Origin of the sequence: Pseudomonas sp. ADAK18 (assembly GCF_012935695.1) — a bacterium.
Lineage (GTDB): Bacteria > Pseudomonadota > Gammaproteobacteria > Pseudomonadales > Pseudomonadaceae > Aquipseudomonas.
The window spans coordinates 2,539,594-2,558,434 of record NZ_CP052859.1 but is presented as its reverse complement, the minus strand read 5'-3'; the positions used below and the strand labels follow the sequence as shown (position 1 = coordinate 2,558,434).

The 18,841-nt window shown below is 59.0% G+C and carries 13 protein-coding genes; 7 read left to right on the top strand and 6 right to left on the bottom strand.

Features of this window, described 5'->3' with window-relative positions; translation table 11 throughout:
• Nucleotides 1-138: 138 nt before the first annotated feature.
• Both HKK55_RS11345 and HKK55_RS11340 read left to right on the top strand, forming a co-directional pair.
• On the top strand, nucleotides 139-2,136 hold the full coding sequence (locus tag HKK55_RS11345) for a hypothetical protein (protein WP_169354761.1): 1,998 nt from the start codon (nucleotides 139-141) through the stop codon (nucleotides 2,134-2,136).
• Nucleotides 2,137-2,358: 222 nt separating this feature from the next.
• A complete protein-coding gene (locus HKK55_RS11340; RefSeq protein WP_169354760.1) occupies nucleotides 2,359-4,632 on the top strand; it encodes an autotransporter outer membrane beta-barrel domain-containing protein in 2,274 nt (757 codons plus the stop codon).
• A 276-nt stretch (nucleotides 4,633-4,908) separates the two neighbouring features.
• On the opposite strand, the gene HKK55_RS11335 is transcribed toward HKK55_RS11340, so the two are convergent.
• The 3 genes from HKK55_RS11335 to HKK55_RS11325 are packed head-to-tail and all read right to left on the bottom strand — an operon-like array spanning nucleotide 4,909 to nucleotide 9,879.
• Nucleotides 4,909-5,550, bottom strand: coding sequence for a DUF1345 domain-containing protein (locus HKK55_RS11335; protein WP_169354759.1), 642 nt, complete (start codon nucleotides 5,548-5,550; stop codon nucleotides 4,909-4,911).
• 53 nt (nucleotides 5,551-5,603) lie between these two features.
• A complete protein-coding gene (locus HKK55_RS11330) occupies nucleotides 5,604-8,702 on the bottom strand; it encodes an efflux RND transporter permease subunit (protein WP_169354758.1) in 3,099 nt (1,032 codons plus the stop codon).
• 19 nt (nucleotides 8,703-8,721) lie between these two features.
• Nucleotides 8,722-9,879 (bottom strand): efflux RND transporter periplasmic adaptor subunit, encoded by a 1,158-nt coding sequence (locus HKK55_RS11325; RefSeq protein ID WP_169354757.1) that lies wholly within the window; start codon nucleotides 9,877-9,879, stop codon nucleotides 8,722-8,724.
• Between the two features lie 287 nt (nucleotides 9,880-10,166).
• On the opposite strand from HKK55_RS11325, the gene HKK55_RS11320 reads away from it, so the two are divergent.
• From HKK55_RS11320 to nudC, 4 genes are all read left to right on the top strand, one after another.
• Entirely contained in the window at nucleotides 10,167-10,868 is a 702-nt protein-coding gene (locus HKK55_RS11320; RefSeq protein ID WP_169354756.1) for a response regulator transcription factor, read from the top strand.
• A gap of 3 nt (nucleotides 10,869-10,871) precedes the next feature.
• On the top strand, nucleotides 10,872-12,173 hold the full coding sequence (locus tag HKK55_RS11315; protein ID WP_169354755.1) for an ATP-binding protein: 1,302 nt from the start codon (nucleotides 10,872-10,874) through the stop codon (nucleotides 12,171-12,173).
• A gap of 325 nt (nucleotides 12,174-12,498) precedes the next feature.
• The gene (locus HKK55_RS11310) at nucleotides 12,499-13,311 is read left to right on the top strand and encodes a crotonase/enoyl-CoA hydratase family protein (protein WP_169354754.1); all 813 of its coding nucleotides are present in this window, start codon (nucleotides 12,499-12,501) and stop codon (nucleotides 13,309-13,311) included.
• A 6-nt stretch (nucleotides 13,312-13,317) separates the two neighbouring features.
• A complete protein-coding gene (nudC, locus tag HKK55_RS11305) occupies nucleotides 13,318-14,151 on the top strand; it encodes an NAD(+) diphosphatase (protein ID WP_169354753.1) in 834 nt (277 codons plus the stop codon).
• Here the strand turns inward: nudC and HKK55_RS11300 are convergent.
• Both HKK55_RS11300 and HKK55_RS11295 read right to left on the bottom strand, forming a co-directional pair.
• Nucleotides 14,119-14,898 (bottom strand): TSUP family transporter, encoded by a 780-nt coding sequence (locus tag HKK55_RS11300; protein ID WP_169354752.1) that lies wholly within the window; start codon nucleotides 14,896-14,898, stop codon nucleotides 14,119-14,121. The two genes, nudC and HKK55_RS11300, sit on opposite strands and share 33 nt — an antisense overlap.
• 122 nt (nucleotides 14,899-15,020) lie before the next feature.
• Complete coding sequence (locus tag HKK55_RS11295; RefSeq protein ID WP_169354751.1) at nucleotides 15,021-16,259, bottom strand: acyl-CoA dehydrogenase family protein; 1,239 nt, start codon at nucleotides 16,257-16,259, stop codon at nucleotides 15,021-15,023.
• A gap of 267 nt (nucleotides 16,260-16,526) precedes the next feature.
• On the opposite strand from HKK55_RS11295, the gene sfnG reads away from it, so the two are divergent.
• Entirely contained in the window at nucleotides 16,527-17,618 is a 1,092-nt protein-coding gene (gene sfnG, locus HKK55_RS11290; protein WP_169354750.1) for a dimethylsulfone monooxygenase SfnG, read from the top strand.
• A 55-nt stretch (nucleotides 17,619-17,673) separates the two neighbouring features.
• Here the strand turns inward: sfnG and HKK55_RS11285 are convergent, their stop codons facing one another.
• Nucleotides 17,674-18,783, bottom strand: coding sequence for a GNAT family N-acetyltransferase/peptidase C39 family protein (locus HKK55_RS11285; protein WP_169354749.1), 1,110 nt, complete (start codon nucleotides 18,781-18,783; stop codon nucleotides 17,674-17,676).
• Between the last annotated feature and the right edge of the window lie 58 nt (nucleotides 18,784-18,841).

Sequence of the window (18,841 nt, the reverse complement as noted above, 5' to 3'; positions counted from 1 at the left end):
GGGTATAGAGGGCTTCGCGTGGGTAAGTAAATGTTGTGGGTGGAGTTGGAGGAAGGGTAGTTGTTTTTTGAGTTGAGGCGTTTGTAGGGATCTATTCGCGATATGAGTTTCGCTTACTTAACCGTAGGGAGTAAAGAGATGAGAAAAATCAATGCCAAGACAACGAAAAAAAACGTAGGGGCTCTTACCGTTCCTATCGTCCTACCGGCCCCCTCTGTTACAGGACTTGTGGATCCAGTAGTGTATCCGGGACTGGTGTCGCGAGAGGTTGCGGACAAGGAATTTCTGGAAATAGAGATTCTCGTTTGGTCGCCTGCTTCTACCATTGCCGGTAGGCCGGACGTGCTGGACGTTCACTTGGACGATGTCGGTGACTTTCAGTCTGGGCGTATCAGCAGTGAACCGGTGTTTTTTACCCCGCCTATTCCGACCACATACACGGTAAGAGTCCTGAGGCGATTTTTGACCGAGGGCGATCATCACGTCAGTTACAGAGTTATTCAGTTCTCGGGGAATGATTCCGGCTCGTTTCAGGCTCCGCTGATCATTGACCGGACCGCGCCCTACGACAGCATTCCCAATGGCCCTCGACGCCTGACGCTTCCAGCAGGCTGGCCGGGCAGCCTCACGCGAGCCTTCCTGGATGCGAACCCAGGCGGCGTTCCGTTTGGAATCCCGGCTTATGCAGACGAAGGTGCTCACCCAGGAGACCAGTGGCGTTTATATAATGGCGACTCCAACGAGCATATTGCGCAGGGGTCAGTGTTTCCTGATATGACGGTGCTTTACACCGCAGCTTTGGCCGAGGTCGCGGACGGCCCGAAAAAGCTCGTATATCGCTTGGTGGATGTTGCCGGCAACATCAGCGACCCCTCGTTCGAATTACCGATTTCGGTTGCGCTCAATCCCGCACCGGTCCTGGGTCCGGCAGGCGTCAGGGATGCAATCTCGCTGATCGGTGTTGGCGATCGCCTGATCGATCGTGCCGACACTGCGGTTTCTTCCGGAATGTTTGTGATCATTCCTTCCTTTGAGGCAGACCGTACCAGCGACAAGCTTCATGTGCGTCTGACGACTACCCATGGTGTGCGGGAGATAGGCCCCTACGATCTGGGTGGAAGTCCGCTGCCCTATAACTTTCATGTGCCCTTTCAACGGCTGGTTGAACTGTATGCCAGCAGCACCGGCAAGATTAACCTGCGTGTGGAGTATGCAGTGGAGCGCCATGGCGTACTGTTTTGGGTACCCACAGCCACCAATGTCGAGCTTGAACTGGAAGTGGGCGGCCCGGTAAATCCTTGGGAGCCGGACTTGGTCAACCCCAACCTGCCGCTGCCTGTGTTGACCGGGAGTGGTTCAGGCTTGGAAAACGAACTGGATGAACGCGATGCGAATATGGATGCCGGTGTAGTCGTTCCCTTGTGGAGTGCCAGCCCTTTGCCGTCGGCGCAGCCATTCGACATTGTCCTGTATTACCAAAACGAGCAGGTCGATAGAAAGTCTGTGGACCCCAGCACAGCCATGCCCGGCGATGAAATTCCGATGACCCTTGCTTGGCCCTATATCCGCAAACACTCCAATAACCTTAATTCGTTGCGTTATGAAATTGCGATTGCCTCTACCCACAACCGAGTCTCCTCACCGACTCAGGACATCAACGTCAATGCCAACGTGATTGCGTTCCTGGCGCCTGACGTGGTGGGCGCTTTGCCTGAAATACCCGGCATAGCGCGAGGTGAAATCGTGTGTAACACGCTGCAAGGACCAGACAGAGAAGTGCATGTTTTCGTGCCGCCCCATGAGCTTTTGGAAGTCGGCATGATTATTCGAGTGAACTGGACAGGCTGCAGCGACAACGAGGGTGCGGTTCCGATTGCTACGGCGACAGGCACTTTCAATTTCGGCCCCCTGACCTTCCAGCAAACACAGGTCGGTTTTAACGTTCCCGTGAGGCCCTACGGTACCTATGTGAAGCCTATCAATGTGGCTGACTTCAATATGGGCTCGGTGCACATCACGTACACGGTCAGTCTGACAGGCGTCCCGACCCCGATAGACTCAGCCGAGGCCATTTTGTTGGTTCGTGGCGTCCGGCCGGGTCTGGTTTACTGCGACGGCACATCTTGGCCAAGTTGAAAAAAAAGCGTGCTTTATGTCGAGAAAGAGGAGCCTGGCTCCTCTTTTTTTTGAGCGGCCCTACGCCAGGCGTTGAGCAATTCAAACGCTCATAAAGGATAAATCCTACATATATATTCACTCGTCATCCCTAATCTGCTGCTCGTCATGACCTGGGCCTATCTCGCTTGGTGCCGGTCAATTCGTTCCCTTTTGGGAAGGTTCTTTACGGGTATGCATGCAATGAATTTCAATACACTCTTCAAAAGGCACCCTTTGGCAGTAGCGCTTCAAATGCCAGCGGCTGGTTTCTTGATTTTAGGTGCTTCGTTGGCACAAGCCACCACGGAGCTTCATCCAGGTATGGAACGCACTATTGGGGCCGGTGCCAGAGTCGATGACTGGGTAATCGGCAAAGATGCCCACTTGACGTCCAATGGTGCCGAGTTAAAACAGTCCCGTATTTCGTCAGGCAAGCTGACACTCAATGCAGGGACCAAGGCGCAGGACATCTACGCTACCCAAGGCTCGCAAGTCAGTCTTGACGGCACTACGCTTGAAGCCAGAGCCTCGACTGCCTATGCCGTCAACCTGCAGGGCAGCCATGCTCAAATCAGGGGCAGCAGCGTCATTAACAATAATGGCGTGGGCATCCTCGCTGCACGTAACTTCCTGACCCAGGATGGATCGACTGTCAATGTGTTCGATAGCCTCGTCCAAGGCTCGACGGAGGGCGCGCGCGCCACGTCATTCAGCCAACTTAACTTCATTGGCTCGGATGTGGTTGCTACCGACGAAAATGGCATCGGAGTACTGCTATTCGGCGGCTCGGCCAGTGCGTCCGATAGCCGGATCATCGGCGGCGAGAATGGCGTACGCCTGAGCTATGAATATGTAGACATGAACGCCAGCACCCTGGTATTGAGCGGCTCTCATGTTGAAGGCCGCAACGGGGCGGCGTTGCTGGTAGAGGGGGATGAATACGGCTCGACTGACGCTGACATACAAGTGCTCAACGGGTCGACCTTGACCGGTGGCAACGGCAATATTCTGGAGGTCACCGGTGGTTCCCTCGCCAACATGAACGTCGACCGCAGCTTTCTGGTGGGTGATGTGGTGGTTGAGGACGGCAGTACCGCCAAGTTGCAACTCAACAACGGCTCCTGGCTCACCGGCCAGTTGAAAAATGTCGCCGAGTTGAGCGTCAATGAGGAGTCCCATTGGGTACTGGTAGGCAACAGCGCTGTTGGCGATCTGAAGATGGGCGGCGGTACTGTGCATTTCGGTGGGCCGGATGAGTTCTATCAACTGGACGTCAAGAGTCTGGCCGGTAGTGGCACCTACATCATGCACACCGACTTTTCCAACGGCCAGACCGATTTCCTGAACGTCGAAGGCAAGGCCGAGGGCAATCACAGCTTGTTGCTGGCTGCCACCGGGTCAGAGTTGTCGAATGCCCAACCCGTTCATGTGGTACACACCGAAGGAGGTGACGGCAAGTTCACCCTGTTGGGCGATACGGTCGATGTTGGAGCCTACTCTTACGGTTTGAAGCAAGAAGGCACTGACTGGTTCCTCGACCCTACCCGTCGCGGCACCAGCACCAGCGCCCAGTCGGTACTGGCCTTGTTCAACAGCGCGCCGACCGTGCTGTATGGTGAGATGAGCATCCTGCGTACGCGCATGGGTGAGTTGCGCTTCAGCGACGGCCAGAGCAACGGTTTGTGGATGCGCAGCTATGGCAACAAGTTCGAGGTAGCGGGCAACAAGAACGGTGCCGGCTACTCGCAGATCCAGAAAGGTTTCACCATCGGTGCCGATGCTCCATTATCCGGCGGTGATGGCCAGTGGCTGGCCGGTGTCATGGCCGGTCACAGTACCTCGGACTTGAGCCTGACCCGTGGCAGCAAGGGCGAGGTCAAGAGTTACTACCTCGGTGCCTATGCCACCTGGCTGGACGATGAAAGTGGCCTGTACTTCGACGGTGTCGCCAAGCTCAACCGCTTGCACAACGACGTCAACGTCACCATGAGTGATGGTAAACGTGCCAAGGGTAACTACGCGCAGAACGCAGTCGGTGCATCGGCGGAAGTGGGTCGGCATATCAAGCTGGATGACGGCTACTTTGTTGAACCGTACTCCCAACTGTCGGCGACCATTACCCAGGCCCAAAGCTACGAGCTGGACAATGGGTTGAACGCCAAGGGCGACCGTTCCGCTTCGGTGGTCGGCAAGCTGGGTGTGACAACAGGTAAAAACATTCAGCTGGACAGCGGTGGGGTATTGCAACCGTACCTGCGTACCGCGTTGGCCCATGAGTTCAATCATAGTAACAAGGTCAAGATCAACGACCAGACCTTCAATAATGATGTGTTCGGGTCGCGGATCGAAGTGGCTGCCGGTGTGGCGGTATCAATGTCGAAAAACGTTAAGCTGCATGCTGATTTTGAGCACAGCCGAGGTAAAAAGATCGATCAGCCGTGGGGCGTCAACGTCGGTGTGCGTTACGACTTCTAAGGCACTTGGTTAAGAAAAAAGGAAGCTTGGGCTTAATGCCAGTCAGTTAAGAAGTAGAAGGGGGTAAAAAGTAACCTGTGGCGAGGGAGCTTGCTCCCGTTGGACTGCGCAGCAGTCCCATTTTTGGGGCCGCTTCGCGACCCAACGGGAGCAAGCTCCCTCGCCACAGGTACAGTGTTCGCCCTTAACTGACTGGCATTAAGCTTGGGCTTCCTTTTTTTTGCGCGGTACTTGGCCTACACCCGTATTGGAGTGCTCCAGAGGCTTTGTCCAGTCTCAGCCGAACAGCCCAGCGGCAATGTTGATCGAAAACCCCAGAATCGCCGTATTGAACAGAAAGCCAATCAGCGACTGCGCCAGGACTATCTTGCGCAGGCTGCGAGTCGCGACGCCCACGTCGGACGTTTGCACCGCCACGCCAATGGTGAAAGAGAAATACAGGAAGTCCCAATAGTTGGGTGTCAGCAACCCTTCGGCAAAGCGCAGCGCTGGCTCCTTACCCTCCCAGGTGTAATACAGCCGTGCGTAGTGCACGCTGAAGATCATCCCGATCAGCAACCAGGAACCGATCACGGTCAGTCCGGTAAAACCGTAGTGCAGCAAGCGCTCGGCGGTGCCAAGGTTCTTGGTGCCTATCAACTCAAACGTAATGGTCGCCAGGCTCGCGATGGCCGCAATACACACCATGAACAGCACCAGGCCGGCGTTCTCATCCTCAACCTCTGCGATGCGCTTCACATCGTCTGCCTTGGCTCGGATCGTCAGCCATAGCATCAGCACCAGATAGGTCCAGACGCCGGCATTCCAGCCGAAGAGGACTTTGCTGATGATCGTATCGGCCGGAACCAGGATACCCACCGCCAAACCCAGGACGGCGGCGGTGGAGAGGCGAGGGTGGGTGCGGGCGAGAAAGTACATGGGAACTCGATGGGCCAGGGTTTGCACTACCTTAGCCCACCTCGATCCATTGTTCAGCCCTCTTTGTGGCGCTTGCGCACCAGTTTCATGACCACCACAAAGAACACCGGTACAAACACTACCGCCAAGGTCGCGGTGATCATCCCGCCGATCACTCCGGTGCCGATGGCTTGCTGGCTCGCCGAGCTGGCGCCGGTGGCGATGGCCAACGGCACTACGCCGAGGATGAACGCCAGGGACGTCATGATGATCGGCCTCAGACGCAGGCGCGCAGCCTTCAAGGTGGCCTCGAACAGGTCTTCGCCTTGGTCGTACAGGTCCTTGGCGAACTCGATGATCAAAATCGCATTTTTTGCCGACAAACCGATGATGGTAATCAGTCCGACCTTGAAGAACACGTCGTTGGGCATCCCGCGCAAGGTCACGGCCAGTACCGCACCAAGCACCCCCAGCGGCACCACCAGCAACACCGAGGTCGGGATCGACCAGCTTTCATACAGCGCCGCCAAACACAGGAACACGATCAGCAGCGACAGTACCAACAGCAGTGGTGCCTGAGAGCCGGACAAGCGTTCCTGCAACGACAGGCCGGTCCATTCCTGGCCCAGCCCCGCTGGCAATTGTGTGACCAGACGCTGGATTTCCTCCATGGCCTCACCGGTACTGTGGCCGGGCGCGGCCTCACCGGAAATAGCGATGGCCGGGTAACCGTTGTAGCGGGTCAACTGCGCCGGGCCCTGCACCCAACGGGCTTGCACGAAGGCTGACAGCGGTACCATCTTGCCGACGTTGTTACGCACATGGATCTTCATCAGGTCCGCCACCTGGCTGCGCTGATCGCCTTCAGCCTGCACGACAACCCGCTGCATACGGCCCTGGTTGGGGAAGTCGTTGATATAGGCCGAACCAATCGCTGAAGACAGCACGTTGCCGATATCAGCAAAGGAAATGCCCAGGGCATTGGCTTGCTTGCGGTCGACCTCAAGCTGCACCTGAGGTGCTTCGGCCAGGGCGCTTTCACGCACGTTGGCGAGGATCGGACTCTTCTCGGCAGCGGCCAGCAGCTCGGTACGGGCCGCCATCAACGCGGCATGGCCGACGCCACCACGATCCTGCAAGCGGAACTCGAAACCACTGGACGTGCCCAGGCCATCCACGGGCGGCGGCAAGATCGCATAGGCAATCGCGTCCTTGAGCTCGGTAAAGGCTTCGGTTGCCCGATCCGCGATGGCGGCAGCCGAATCTTCGCTGCTGCGCTGCGACCAATCCTTGAGCGTGGTAAACGCCAGTGCCGCGTTCTGCCCGGAACCGGAGAAACTGAAGCCCATGATCATCGTGGTGTCGCCCACGCCAGGCTCAGTGGCGTTATGTGCCTCGATCTGCTCGGCCACCTGCACCGTGCGGTTCTTGCTGGCGCCCGGTGGCAGCTGGATGTCAGTGATGGTGTAGCCCTGGTCTTCCACCGGCAGGAACGAGGAGGGCAGTCGGCTGAACAGCACACCCAGGCCCACCAGCAGCACCAGGTAAATCAGCAGGTAACGCCCGCTGCGCTTGATGGCATAGGCCACCCAACCTTCGTAGCGGTTGGTCAGCTGTTCAAAGCGCCGGTTGAACCAGCCGAAGAACCCAGTCTTTTCATGGTGCTCACCCTTGGCGATCGGCTTGAGCAAGGTTGCGCACAATGCCGGGGTCAAGGTCAGGGCCAGGAAGGCCGAGAACAGGATCGAGGTGGCCATCGACAGCGAGAATTGCTGATAGATCACACCCACCGAACCCGGCATGAACGCCATTGGCAGGAACACGGCCACCAGCACCAGGGTAATGCCGACGATCGCACCCGTAATCTGGCCCATGGCCTTGCGCGTCGCTTCCTTGGGCGACAAACCCTCGGTGGCCATGATCCGTTCGACGTTCTCCACCACCACAATCGCGTCGTCCACCAGGATCCCGATGGCCAGCACCATGCCGAACATGGTCAACACGTTGATCGAGAATCCCAGCAACAGCATGGTGGCAAAGGTACCCATCAATGCCACCGGTACCACCAGCGTCGGGATCAGGGTGTAGCGGATGTTCTGCAGGAACAGGAACATCACCGCAAACACCAGCAGCATCGCCTCACCCAGGGTGTACACCACTTTGGTGATCGAGACCTTGACGAACGGCGAGGTGTCGTACGGGATCTTGTATTCGACATTGGCCGGGAAATAGCGGGCCAGTTCGTCCATCTTCGCTCGCACCAGCGTTGCGGTGTTCAGGGCGTTGGTCCCCGGCGACAGTTGCACGCTGACGGCGGTGGACGGCTTGCCGTTCAGGCGCGTGGAGAACTGGTATTCCTGGCTGCCAATTTCCACCCGCGCCACGTCACCGATACGCACAGTGGAACCATCCGGATTGGCCTTGAGCACGATGTCGGCAAATTCCGCAGGCGTCGACAGCTGGCCTTTGACGAGGATCGACGCAGTGATTTCCTGAGTCGAGGTGCCCGGCAAGTCACCAATGCTACCGGCTGAAACCTGGGCGTTCTGCGCGGCAATCGCGGCATTCACATCGGCGGGTGTCAAGTTGAAACCGATCAGCTTCTGCGGGTCGATCCAGATCCGCATCGCCCGCTCGGCACCATACAGCTGCGCCTTGCCGACGCCGTCCAGGCGCTTGATCTCATTCATCACGTTGCGCGCCAGGTAATCGCTGAGCGCTACGTCGTCAAGCTTGCCGTCGCTGGAGGTCAGGGTGATCAGCAGCAGGAAACCGGCGGAAACTTTTTCCACCTGCAAGCCTTGCTGTGTCACCGCTTGCGGCAGGCGTGGCTCAACGGCCTTGAGGCGGTTTTGCACGTCGACCTGAGCCATTTCTGGGTTGGTGCCTGGCTGGAAGGTGGCGGTGATGGTGGCCGAACCAAGGCTGCTCTGGGATTCGAAATACAGCAGGTGGTCGGCGCCGTTGAGCTCTTGCTCGATCAGGCTGACCACGCTTTCGTCCAGGGTCTGGGCCGAGGCGCCCGGGTACACCGCGTAGATTTCCACTTTCGGTGGTGCCACGTTGGGGTACTGCGCCACCGGAAGCTGCGGGATGGCGAGAGCGCCAGCCAACAGAATAAACAAGGCGACCACCCAGGCGAAGATCGGGCGATCAATAAAGAACTGCGGCATTAGTTGCTATCCCTTTCTCTTACTGGCCACGCGCTTGGGCGAGTGGCTCGGGGCTGTCGTCGACCTGGACCTTTTCGCCAGGACGCGCGTGTTGCAGGCCTTCCACGACAATGCGGTCACCGGGCTTGAGGCCACTGGTGACGATCCAGCGATCGTTGATTACCGACCCCAACTCCACGGGTTGCAGACTGACCATTTGCTCGGCATCCAGCAGCAACACCATGGGAATGCCGGCGCTGTCACGGGTGATCGACCGCTGCGGTACGCTGATGCCTTGCTGGTCGACGGCTTGTTCCAGGCGTACGCGGATGAAACTGCCGGGCAACAGGTCGAGGTCCGGGTTGGGGAACTCGCTACGCAGGATGATCTGGCCGGTACCCGGGTCAACGCTGATCTCGGCGAACAGCAACTTGCCGGGCAAGGGGTAGAGGCTGCCGTCATCCTGGATCAGCGTGGCCTTGGCCTGGTCCTGGCCGACTTGCTTCAAGTTCCCGGCGCGAAAAGCCCGGCGCAAGTCATTGAGCTCGCGGGTGGACTGGGTCAGGTCAGCGTGGATCGGGTCCAGTTGCTGGATGACCGCCAGCGGCGTGGCTTCGTTCTGGCCCACCAGGGCGCCTTCGGTGACCAAGGCCCGGCCGATGCGGCCGGAAATCGGCGCGGTGACCGTGGCGTAGCCCAGGCTCAGCTTGGCCCGTTGCACGGCGGCCTGATTGGCGGCGACTTCAGCGGCGGTTTGTCGGGCGGCGGCGCGGGCGTTGTCATACTCTTGGGCGCTGATGGCGTTGCCCTCCACCAACTGGCTGTAGCGTTGCTCCTGCAAGCGGGCCTGGAACGCATTGGCTTCGGCCTTGCGCAGGCTGGCCTGAGCGCTGTCCAGGTCAGCCTTGAACGGTGCCGGGTCGATACGGAACAGCACATCGCCCTGTTTGACGTCATGGCCTTCCTTGAACACCCGTTGCAGCACTACACCGGCCACCCGCGCACGCACTTCGGCGATGCGCGGCGCCGCGATCCGTCCGCTCAGCTCGTTGCTGATGGACAGGGGCTTGGCTTCGAGGGTTTCGATGCGTACTTTGGCCAGCGGCATTTCGGGGGGGCCACTGGAAGAGTTGTCACAAGCGCTCAATGTCAGTGCCAGGGCTAACAGGCAAAACGGCGCAAACAGATTCTTCGACATGCTGATATCCCAATATTGACAGGCGCATCCTACGGGCGCCTCCGTCACAGTGCTGTGAAGCTGTGTAGGGTGTGTGTGAAGAAATGTAAGGTGCCAGCGCGCTTGGGCGCGAGGGCGTATATCCTTGCACAATCCTGCAAACACTGAAGATCAAATGTGGGAGCGGGCTTGCTCGCGAAGGCGGTGGATCAGTCAATACATCCGCGACTGACACTCTGCATTCGCGAGCAAGCCCGCTCCCACATTGGATCTCTGTATGACCAACAACTGTATTATTTGGAAACACCATGCCCAACATCCTCCTGGTGGAAGACGACGCCGCACTCTCCGAGCTGATTGCCAGCTACCTGGAACGCAATGGCTATCACGTCAACGTGCTGAGCCGTGGCGACCACGTGCGCGAGCGGGCCCGGCTCAACCCACCGGATCTGGTGATTCTCGACCTGATGCTGCCGGGCCTCGACGGTCTGCAAGTCTGTCGGCTGTTGCGTGCCGATTCGGCGAGCCTGCCGATCCTGATGCTCACCGCCCGCGATGACAGCCACGACCAGGTGCTGGGCCTGGAAATGGGCGCCGACGACTACGTGACCAAACCCTGTGAACCCCGGGTATTGTTGGCCCGCGTGCGAACCCTGTTGCGCCGCAGCAGCCTCACCGAACCCCAAGTGGCCAACGACCAGATTCTCATGGGCAACTTGTGCATCGATTTGTCGGAGCGTTCGGTGACCTGGCGTGATCAACCGGTGGAATTGTCCAGCGGTGAATATAACTTGTTGGTGGTCCTGGCCCGGCATGCCGGTGAAGTGCTCAGCCGCGACCAGATCCTGCAACGCTTGCGGGGTATCGAGTTCAACGGTACCGACCGCTCGGTGGACGTGGCCATCTCCAAGCTGCGACGCAAGTTCGACGATCACGCCGGTGAGGCGCGAAAGATCAAGACGGTGTGGGGCAAGGGCTACCTGTTCAGCCGTTCCGAGTGGGAATGCTGATTCATGTTCAGAGTTCTGATTCGTCTCTACCTGATTACTATCGTCACCTACAGTGCAGCGATCTACCTGATTCCCAAGGTGGTGATCCAGGTTTTTGAACACCGTTATATGAACTACAACGTCGAACAGTCCCGGGGCACGCAGAGCCTGATCGTCAACGAATACCGGCGGGTACCGGTGGAGCAGTGGGCGAATGTCACCGTGCGGCTCGCGGCGGATTTCGCGCCGTTGAAAATTCAGTTACTGCGTATCCAGGACGCCAGCTACACCCCGGAGGAACATCGCTTGCTGGAGCAGGACCAACCGGTGATCCGCCTGGGGGAATGGGGATGGATGGATGACATCAGTTCTCCCCTGGACGATCAACTGGTGGTCAAACTGTCGGTGCCGCCGGATCCGCTGGACATGAACCTGCTGTTCTGGAGCATGAACGTACTGATCGGTGCGGCGCTGTTGGCGGGCCTGTTGTATTGGCTGCGGCGCCACTGGCGCGATCTGGATCGCCTCAAGAGTACGGCGACCCAGTTGGGGCAGGGCAATCTGGAGGCGCGTACGCATATTCGTTCCAGCTCCAACATCGGCAGCCTGGCGGTGGTGTTCGACACCATGGCCGACGACATCGAACACCTGCTCAACCAGCAGCGTGACCTGCTCAATGCCGTTTCCCACGAATTGCGTACGCCACTGACCCGGTTGGACTTTGGCCTGGCCCTGGCGCTCTCCGATGACCTTCCGGCGCCGAGCCGCGAACGCCTGCAAGGCCTGGTGGCGCATATTCGTGAGCTGGATGAGCTGGTGCTGGAGCTGCTTTCCTACAGCCGCTTGCAAAACCCGGCTCAATTGCCGGAGCGGGTGGAGGTGGTGCTGGACGAGTTTATCGACAGTATCCTGGGCAGCGTCGACGATGAGCTGGAAAACCCTGAAATCGTTATCGATGTGGCACTGGATTGCTCCGTGGAGCGCTTTACCCTCGACCCGCGGCTTACCGCCCGCGCGCTGCAGAACCTGCTGCGCAATGCCATGCGGTATTGCGAGCGACGGATTCAGGTGGGGGTCAAGGTGTGTCCCAACGGCTGTGAGATTTGGGTGGATGACGACGGGATTGGCATCCCGACGGATCAGCGTGAGCGGATTTTTGAACCGTTCTATCGTCTGGATCGCAGCCGCGATAGAGCCACGGGTGGTTTTGGCCTGGGGCTGGCAATCAGTCGACGGGCGCTGGAAGCGCAGGGCGGGACGTTGACGGCCCAGGCGTCGCCGTTGGGCGGGGCGCGGTTCCGACTGTGGCTGCCGACTCAACTGTAGCCGCTGCGATAAGGGCCGAAGAACCTTCGGCAGTTTCAAGATCCTGACGACTGCTGCGCAGCCGATCGCAGGCTGCGCCAGCGGCTACAAGTGATCGGCACACTCCCTGTAGCCGCTGCCGAGGCACGAGGCTGCGATAAGGGCCGAAGGACCTTCGGCGGTTTCAAGAGCCTGACGACTGTTGCGCAGCCGATCGCAGGCTGCGTCAGAGGCTACAGGGGGCGTGGCCACAAGTCCTGTTTTTGGCGCATGCACAGCCTTACCCCGCATCACGCAGCCTTGTTATAGTTCGGCCCTTATCAGCCGCCAGTCAAGGATCACTGCCATGTCCGAATACCAAGCCCTTGTCGTCGAACTCACAGGCAACGTCGCCCATGTGCAGATCAACCGTCCGGAAAAAATCAACGCGATGAACGCCGCGTTCTGGACCGAAATCATCGACATCTTCCAATGGATTGAAGACACCGACGCCGTGCGTGCGGTGGTGCTTAGCGGTGCCGGCAAGCACTTTTCCTCGGGCATCGACCTCATGATGCTGGCCTCGGTAGCTAATGAGTTCGGCAAGGATGTAGGCCGTAACGCCCGCCTGCTGCGGCGCAAGATCCTGCAACTGCAAGCCTCGTTCAACGCCGTCGATAATTGCCGCAAGCCGGTATTGGCGGCCATCCAGGGTTATTGCATCGGCGGGGCGATCGACCTGATCAGTGCCTGCGACATGCGTTACGCTGCCGGTGATGCAAAGTTCTCTATCAAGGAAATCGATATCGGCATGGCCGCCGACGTGGGTACCTTGCAGCGCCTGCCACGGATCATCGGCGACGGTATGTTGCGCGAGTTGGCCTACACCGGTCGCCAGTTCGACGCCGAAGAGGCACGCAATATCGGTTTGGTAAATCGTGTCTACAGCGATCAGGAAAGCCTGTTGGCCGGAGTGATGGACATCGCCCGGGACATTGCTGCCAAATCACCGATTGCCGTGACCGGCACCAAAGCCATGATCAGCTACATGCGTGACCACACGATCAATGACGGTCTGGAATACGTTGCCACCTGGAACGCAGCTATGCTGCAATCCAATGACCTGCGCGTGGCCATCGCGGCCCATATGAGCAAGCAGAAACCCGAATTTGTGGATTGACTGAACATGACCCCAGGCTGGATTACCACGACGTTGCTGGACAATGAAACCCCAGGTGGCTGGGCCGTGGCCCGTAGCCGCGACGGCTTTTTACGGGACGACAACGGGCCGCTGTTCCCCCGAGAGTGGCTCAAACGCCAGGATATTTCGGTGTTCGCCGAGCATGGCATCGGCCACCTGGACGGCGAGCCTGTGTACCTGCTGGAACTCAATTCGGCGGGTGATATACCAGGCTGTAGTTGGCAAGGCCTGCGCGGGTTCATGCTGCAGGGCGATCACACCCTGTACAAGGTTTTGGGCTACGCCGCGCAAATCGGTACCTGGGCCCGTGAGCACCGATTTTGCGGCAGTTGCGGTCAGGCCATGGTCCAGGTGCCACGGGAGCGGGCGATGTTCTGCCAGGCGTGTGACCTGCGCAGCTACCCACGAATTTCACCGAGCATGATTGTGTTGGTGACCCGTGGTGACGAAATTCTGCTGGCCCGTTCGCCGCGCTTCGTCACCGGGGTCTACAGCACCCTGGCCGGGTTTGCCGAGCCGGGAGAGTCGGCCGAAGACTGTCTGATTCGCGAAGTGCGTGAGGAAGTACAGGTTGAGGTGAAAAACATCCAGTACATGGGCAGCCAGTGCTGGCCGTTCCCACACTCGATGATGCTGGGGTTTCACGCCGAATACGCTGGCGGCGATATCGTGCCTCAAGCCGATGAGATCGAAGATGCGCAGTGGTTCAACATCCATGAACTGCCGCCGTTGCCGGCGTCACGCTCGATTGCCCGCTACCTGATCGATCTCTACCTGGCCCGCCGTTTAGGCCGCGCTGAACCAGTGCTGCCAGGCTAGGCGCACGGTCAGGCCCAAGACCACGGTGATAAACACCGGGCGAATGAATTTGGCGCCGCCGCTGATTGCGCTGCGTGCGCCAAAGAATGCGCCCACCATCACCGAAAAGCCCATGCACAGGCCGACGATCCAATCCACCGAACCGTTGAAGATGAACACCGACAGCGCCGCTGCGTTGCTGACGAAGTTCATGCTGCGCGCCACGCCGCTGGCCTTCACCAGGTCGATTGGGTGCAACAGCATCGTGCTGACGGTCCAGAATGCGCCGGTGCCGGGCCCGGCGACGCCATCGTAGAAGCCCAGGCCGAAGCCTTGGGTCGACTGCCATTTCTTCTTGATCGGCGCATCGTTGTCCAGCGCAGCCTTGGGCGTACCGCCGAACAACAGGTACAGGCCACAACCGAAGACAATCACCGGTAACATCTTGTTCAGGGTTTCGGCGGGCAGGTAATGGGCGACGATCGCCCCGGCGAGCGCGCCAATCAAGGTGCCGACAATCGCATGCACCCACTGCCTTGGATGGAACAGCTTGCGCCGATAGAAGGTGAAGCTGGCAGTGGCCGAGCCGAAGGTCGAGCTGAGCTTATTGGTGCCCAGCACCAGATGGGGCGGCATACCGGCGGTAAGCAGGGCCGGCGTGGTCAGCAAGCCTCCACCGCCGGCAATGGCATCGATGAAACCGGCGATAAACGCGACGAAGGCCAGGATGGCCAGGGTGGTGAGGTCAACGCTGAGTTCGAAGGGCATGGGATCGACTTAATTCGGCGGGCGCAGAAAGGGGCTGCGCGAAGGGTCGATATCTTACCCATAACCTGATCCTGCGGCGACTGTTCCGTCCGCGATGAGGGCCTTGAATTCACTGCAAACGCTTAACGCTTCACTGGCCCATTCCCAATCTGCCAGACAAAAAGCGGATCCGTTCTGTTGATTACCCAATCCCCGACAATTCGCGCCTTGTAGATCACCGGATTATGCGATGACACCGTCCGCGCATTGCGCCAGTGCCGATCAAGGGATTTGCCCTCGCGGACATCCGAGGCGCCCAACGCGTTGAACAGCTCGCTCGTGGCCCGCTGGATCAGTTCCGACACCACCACCTGTGCCTTGGCCGACTCGATTTCAGCAACCACATTTGCTTCGCGCTCCACGGCATCATCCCCGCCAAACCGCGCCAGGTACGCACGTTGCGCGGGGAATGCAGCTTTTATCGCACTGGCTTCGGCGGCATACACCAGTGCCGCCACTTCACCCACCACCTGTTGAATCTGCGCATCCTGGCTCACATGCGCGGCATTGCCGTGGCTGTAGATACGTTTACGTACGCGGACTTGATGGGCCACATCATTGAGGGCTGCACGACCGATACCTGCCAAGGTCGCCAGCAACACCAGTTGGTAAAACGCCGTCTGGTATTTAAACCGTGTCGCAAAGTCGATCAGGTTTTCGGCTTCCACCACCGCGTCGGTGAACTTCGACGTGCCACTGCCGGTAGTGCGCTGGCCAAAACCGTCCCAGTCATCGCTTTGCACCACACCCGGCTGGCGGGTGTGGGTAGCGGCAATCACGTCGGCGCCGGTGTCGCTACGCTGAGCGTAAACGTCTATCCAATCGGAAAAAATGCTACCGGTGCTGTAGAACTTTTCCCCGTTGAGTTTCCATTTGTCACCGTCTGGGCTGACCTTGGTGATGACATCGCCAATGGCCACGTTGCCGATTTCGGTCCAGGCACAGCCGACAATGTCGCCGTCGACAAAACGCTTGAACCACAGGTCTCGCGCGGCTCCCGGCGTGGCATTCAAACGGTCCTCGGCGAACGCGAAGTGCCCACGCAGAGCCTGGGGCACATTGGAGTCAGCTTCGGCCAGCTCGATCAGCAGTTCAAACAACTGGGGCAGGGAGGCGCCGCCGCCGCCGTATTCCACCGGCACTCGTACGGCGCCGAAACCGGCTTCCTTGAGCCACTGGATTGGTTCGAAGGGCAGGGCGCGGGTTTGCTCGCGCTCCACGGCGCCAGAGGCGATACGTTGGAAGATCGGGCGGAAACGCCCGGCCAGGGTTTGGTAGTCGACGCCGGTGGACAGTGGGTTGATGACATGATGCTCGGTCATGGTTACGGCTCCTTGGAAGGGGGTGCATTGCCAAGACCATTGCAGAGTCCGTGCCGAGGGATAACCCCTGTGTTTCCTGGGCGGGGCCTGTGGCGAGTGTTGCTCCACCAACAGTGATCCAACAAAACTTGGGGATCTGCAACAGCCAGCAGCCTGGCTGTTTTACCCTCGAACCCCTCCCGGAGCCCTTTGGTACGCGGCTTTGGGAATCACTGGCACGCTTGCTGCTCCATCAGCGGTACATCCCCTGCACAGAGGTATCGCTCAATGAGCCAACAAGCCGTCAAATTTGCCTATTGGGTACCCAACGTCAGCGGTGGGCTGGTGGTGAGCAAGATCGAACAGCGCACCAGTTGGGGCATCGACTACAACCGTAAACTGGCGCAACTGGCCGAAGCGGCCGGTTTTGAATATGCCCTGACTCAGATCCGCTTTACTGCCGGTTATGGCGCCGAATACCAGCATGAGTCCGTAGCGTTCAGTCATGCGCTATTGGCCTCCACTACCAAACTGAAAGTCATCGCGGCGATCCTGCCCGGGCCGTGGCAACCGGCGTTGGCGGCCAAGCAATTGGCGACCATCGACCAACTGACCAATGGCCGTATTGCCGTGAATATCGTCAGCGGCTGGTTCAAAGGTGAGTTCCATGCCATCGGTGAACACTGGCTGGAGCATGACGAGCGTTATCGCCGCTCCGAAGAGTTCATCCGCGTATTGAAGGGCGTCTGGACCCAGGACGACTTTACCTTCAAGGGCGATTTCTACCGTTTCAACAACTACAGCCTCAAGCCTAAACCGCTGGGCGAACCGCATCCGGAAATTTTCCAGGGCGGCAGTTCACGGGCTGCGCGGGATATGGCAGCGCGGGTCTCGGATTGGTACTTCACCAACGGCAACACACCGGAAGGCATCAAGGCCCAGGTCGATGACATCCGTGCCAAGGCGGCGACCAATAACCATTCGGTGAAGGTTGGGGTGAACGCCTTTGTCATCGCCCGCGACACCGAAGAAGAAGCGCGCGCCGTGCTCGCGGAAATCATCGACAAGGCCGATCCGGAAGCGGTTAACGCCTTTGGTGACGCGGCCAAACAGGCCGGTAAAGCCTCACCGGAAGGCGAGGGCAACTGGGCCAAGTCCAGCTTTGAAGACCTGGTGCAATACAACGACGGCTTCAAGACCAATCTGATTGGCACCCCGCAGCAGATTGCCGAGCGTATCGTCGCCCTGAAAGCGGTGGGAGTGGACCTGGTGCTGGCGGGGTTCCTGCATTTCCAGGAGGAAGTCGAATACTTCGGCAAGCGCGTGCTCCCTCTGGTGCGGGAGCTGGAGGCCAAGGCCGGGATCAAGCAAGTGGCTTGATATGCACTGGGCTTTTGACCGCGTAGATACCGTCCTGAACCTCACTCGACAGCTGCTACGGGTGAGTTGTTTTCGGCGGGTACACCACCACCGCAGCCCGAAGCTTGTTATTGCCAAACCGGCACATTCGCTCGAACTCCCCATGGCTGACCGGCAGGTGCTGGCAGTCCATGGGTTGGCGATGCTGGCTGTGGTCCACGTCCGGATCATGCAGGTAGACAAACTCCTCATCGCAATCCGTCACGATCACCCAATGCGGTGACTTGGAGCGCGTCAATCGGTAGCTGCTGATTAGCACCAGCGGCTGACCTCCATCGTTCAATACCTGCACCAGGTCCAGCGGGCCGCCGAACACCTGCTCGACATCGCTGCCGGCCAACTCCTCTTCAAAAGCCTCATGCACCAGGCGCATGACGTCTTTTTTATGCTGATCACGCACGCCATCGAGAAACAGCGGCCCACGGACATTCACCTGCATGCGCACCCGAAAACCCCGGCGCCAGGCGGCCAGCGCCAGGCCTTGGGGACTGCAACCCCCATGGCCGGCGGTCATGAATACGGTGGTTGCCTCGCGCCAGATCTGCAACTCTTCGCGACGCAGGGCCACACGGTTTGGCTCCAGGGCCCCCATGGCCATCAGCAGGCAGGCCGCGCCGCAGGTAAAATCGGTGGTCTGCTGGTAATAGGGCACGCTCAAGGCCCGTGCATCATGATGTTGGAGAATGCGTTTCTCCAGGCGCAAGGCGTCGGTGTGGTCTTCGTAATAGTCGTTGATCAGCGCAAAGCGGCGATAGCCATTGCGTTCATACAAGGCGATGGCGCCAGGGTTGTCGATGCGTACTTCAAGACGCAGGTAGGCGCAGTCGTGCTCCAGGGCGCAGGCTTCGATACGGGTCAGTAGCTGTTTGCCCAATCCCATCCCCCGGGCAGGCGCGGCGATGGCAATGGAGTACAGGCGCGCCAACGATGTGCCTCGGTGGAACAGCACCAAGGCATAACCGAGCAATTGCCCATCGTTTTCGGCCACCAGCAGCTGCGCGTGTGCACGGCTGACCATCCACTGGAAACTGCGGGGGGTGAGCCGATCTGTGGTGAAACAGTGTTGTTCCAATGTCACCAATGCTGGCAAATCATCGAGTGTTGCAACGCGAAAGGAAAGAGCCATATGACCGCCGTAAAAGTTGCGTAACGAAACGGGACTTCTCTGAAAGATCGTGCTTAAT